Here is a 3,121-nt window from a genome sequence, read left to right on the forward strand (position 1 = left end):
TCCACTTACTTTTGAAAGTAAGCGGAAAGCATATCAAAAATAGCGTCATCAGACTGCGGAGAATTGCATTTCAGACCTTCTGAGGTCTGATTTTTGCTTGAGCGCGAAAGCAGCACTTCGTCAGCACGAGATTTGTACTGCTGGCGACGCTCTGAATCGCAGCTGTCTTTACCAAACCGTACGTTTGCCAACATATAAATCCTATTGCTCGGGTTGAAGGTTTTAGGTCATCACCTGTGATTTTGATGGTAAGAGAGGGGGTGGTATGACGCTATAGATTTAGGCGAAAAGCGCCTAATCAAGGGTGGCATTGATGCCGCCCTAATAATAAATCATAATACCAATACCTATATAGATAGGTATTGGTATTATGATTGAGGTATAAATTTGAAATCAGAAATTGAACTTAAAAAAACTAGTGATTCTCCTTTCGAGATCCCGGAGAAGATCTTAGCTATTTGGGGGCGCAGCATCCTAGCTTCAGGTTGGACGTCCGTACCTAATGAACTACTACGTAACCAATCGAAGCTTGGACTAAGCAATACAGAACTAGTTTTAGTTATTCATCTGATTTCATTTTTACATAATGCCGATGCTCGAGTTTTTCCTTCAATAAAGCATTTATCAGAACGAATGAGCCAAGATAGAAGGACTATACAGAGGACTCTCGCCAAATTGGTCGAGCAGGATATATTGAGAGTTAAAGTACGCTCTACAGGAAAACAAGATAAGGGACTGACCAACATTTATGATCTAACACCATTAATGCTTAAGCTGATCAATCTGCAACTCCCTTCCCTCAAAATACCAATCGAACAACACACGTGCCCCTTGTGTGGAAAAACAGCAATGACCCGAGAAGAAATTGAGAAACAGTTTGGTTTCAGGCTCGATAAAGGGAAGGAACGAACTCAAAGCTGGTGCCGAAGTTGTCGTGGTAGAAAATGAGCCCTATTTACCATAACACCTCTTGGGCGCACCCCCGCAGACGCCCTCAGTGCGTTTCTGCGGCCTCCTGCCTGTTTCCGGCACATTTCCCTGTCCCAAACCCTGAAAAACGCCCCTGATGATTTCTGCGCGTCTGCATGGCTATGCACGCACATGCTTGGCCGGAATTTTAGCGGCTAAAATCCTGCAGAACCCTCAAAAGCACCACTGAACCTTACGAATAACGGTGAACGGGTGCGCAGTTTACTGTGCGGCCGTGAGGCGTTGGCCAGGCCGTCAGGCATGGCTTAACGCGCTCAGGGGGGCGATTTAACGTGGAGCAGCAATACAGTTGCGGTCAGGTGTCGGGCGGAGCCTGACCAGGAAGTTCTGGCGTGCCGGCGGTACTCCAAAGACACATCTTGTCCCGCCGTTTTGTCGCCGGCGCGGAGCGGCGGTAATGACAAAACATTTCCTGTCCGCGTCAGTTACTGTTCGCCCGCTTCTGGTAATGAGCCCGTATCTCAGCACGGCCTTCGTCGAAGGTGATGTCACCGGAAAGAATACGTGCCTTTACGGACTCATAAAGCGGGGTTCCGGACGGATCCATCCCTTCGAGCCTGAGAGATGCCTCAGCTTTGCGGAACCCGGCTAAACGCAGTTGCAGTGCCCGATCATCAGTCATGGTTTTCCCTTTGAGCAGTCATGCGAATAAGGCAGGCGTAAAGTGGGCCCACTTTACATGTCCTGCCCGGATGTTGCCGTTGTATAGCTGTGCAGGTAAAAGTGGAAACCGTTGCAGCAGCATGTGTAATGAGAGAGGAAATACGTGTACCGAGCGACACGAGCCCTGTTCAGCATTACAGACATGACGCTTCCTCGGTCATTCGCTCACTTCGTTCGGTCATGACACTGCGGCGAGCGTTACCTACTCAGGCAAAAGGCCATGCAAGAGGTCTGGGGAATTGCCGGTTTTCCATAGGCTTCGCCCTCCTGACAAGCTTCACAGAAACCAGGTGATTTCCGGCGCTCAAATCAGAAGTGGCGAAACCCGACAGGACTTAAAGATCCCCACCGTTTCCGATGGGTCGCTCCCTCGTGCGCTCTCCTGTTCCCACCGTGAGGTTTACCCGTTGCAGACCGCCGTAAGGTGGCGTTTTCTCATTCCTACCCGCGCAACTGGGTTCCTTGTAGGTGGTTCGCTCCAAGCTGGGCTGTATGCACGAACTCCCCGTTCAGCCCGACTACCACGTCTTGATCAGGTAACTGTACTCTTGAATCCAAACCTGAAAGACACGACAAAGCGCCACTGGCGGTAGCCATTGGTAAACAGGATGTGCGAGAGATGTATTTAGAGTTCTTGAAGTGGTGACCTAACTGAGGCTACACTGAAAGGACAGATTTGGTGACATGTCTCGCACAAGACTGTTACCACGGTTAGATAATCTGCCAGGATTAAATAACCTTCGAAAAACCACCTGCCAGGGTGGTTTTTTCGTTTCTGCCCAAGAGACTACAACTGGGCGCGTAAAATCTCAATACATCCTTTCAGGCCATACAATCGATTTTGTCTTACTCGGTCATAGTCCTAGCGCGGACTAATGCTTACTCTTCAGCGGTAAATAACGGATTGTGATGCGGTTCATCAGAACGAGGGAAGGGCTCATGGATCGGAGAAAATCCTACAACTAGCACAGTGCCATCTTCTAGTTTTTGATAATGAATTACTTCTTTAGAAGTTAGACCTTGAGCGTTAAAACCCAGGTTGTAGGTCATCGACCGAACTGTAACTGAATCACTATAGGGCCCACAGTGATAATGCCAGTAGTTTCCTTCCTCATAGGCATCGGTACCTGGGATTTTTTGATGGTTATCGTTCAACCATGAAGGTTTATTTTTTCCGAGCAGAGGCTCCTCTCGGGTGATCTTACCCAAGAAGGTTGTGAGAGCATTTTGGTGCTCTGGTTTCAAATGAGGTAGGTCGACGAAGAACGGTTCATTCAGCTTGCCCGATTGGAAAGCTGAATGAATTTCAAACTTATTATATTTTGTTGTCATCAAGCGCTTTCCACTTACTTTTGAAAGTAAGCGGAAAGCATATCAAAAATAGCGTCATCAGACTGCGGAGAATTGCATTTCAGACCTTCTGAGGTCTGATTTTTGCTTGAGCGCGAAAGCAGCACTTCGTCAGCAC

The 3,121-nt window shown here is 48.1% G+C and carries 4 protein-coding genes; 1 reads left to right on the forward strand and 3 read right to left on the reverse strand.

The genetic code is table 11. The features are described from left to right. Positions 1-5 precede the first annotated feature (5 nt). Positions 6-194 (reverse strand): hypothetical protein, encoded by a 189-nt coding sequence (locus K5Y30_RS24685; protein ID WP_222214023.1) that lies wholly within the window; start codon positions 192-194, stop codon positions 6-8. Between the two features lie 193 nt (positions 195-387). Here K5Y30_RS24685 and K5Y30_RS24690 point away from each other — a divergent pair, with 193 nt between their 5' ends. Further along, complete coding sequence (locus K5Y30_RS24690) at positions 388-948, forward strand: helix-turn-helix domain-containing protein (RefSeq protein WP_222214024.1); 561 nt, start codon at positions 388-390, stop codon at positions 946-948. A gap of 463 nt (positions 949-1,411) precedes the next feature. On the opposite strand, the gene K5Y30_RS24695 is transcribed toward K5Y30_RS24690, so the two are convergent. Beyond that, the gene (locus K5Y30_RS24695) at positions 1,412-1,612 is read right to left on the reverse strand and encodes an antitoxin VbhA family protein (protein ID WP_191918330.1); all 201 of its coding nucleotides are present in this window, start codon (positions 1,610-1,612) and stop codon (positions 1,412-1,414) included. A gap of 920 nt (positions 1,613-2,532) precedes the next feature. Next, positions 2,533-2,985, reverse strand: a complete 453-nt coding sequence (locus tag K5Y30_RS24700; RefSeq protein ID WP_222214027.1) for a hypothetical protein — start codon at positions 2,983-2,985, stop codon at positions 2,533-2,535. Between the last annotated feature and the right edge of the window lie 136 nt (positions 2,986-3,121).

Origin of the sequence: Pantoea sp. DY-5, from assembly GCF_019795955.1 — a bacterium.
GTDB classification, from domain to species: Bacteria; Pseudomonadota; Gammaproteobacteria; order Enterobacterales; family Enterobacteriaceae; genus Pantoea; species Pantoea leporis.

What these genes read in the sequence shown, in the direction of transcription:
- K5Y30_RS24685 (WP_222214023.1), bottom strand. Translation starts at nt 194, where the DNA reads ATGTTGGCAAACGTACGGTTTGGTAAAGACAGCTGCGATTCAGAGCGT.
- K5Y30_RS24695 (WP_191918330.1), bottom strand. Translation starts at nt 1,612, where the DNA reads ATGACTGATGATCGGGCACTGCAACTGCGTTTAGCCGGGTTCCGCAAA.
- K5Y30_RS24700 (WP_222214027.1), bottom strand. Translation starts at nt 2,985, where the DNA reads ATGACAACAAAATATAATAAGTTTGAAATTCATTCAGCTTTCCAATCG.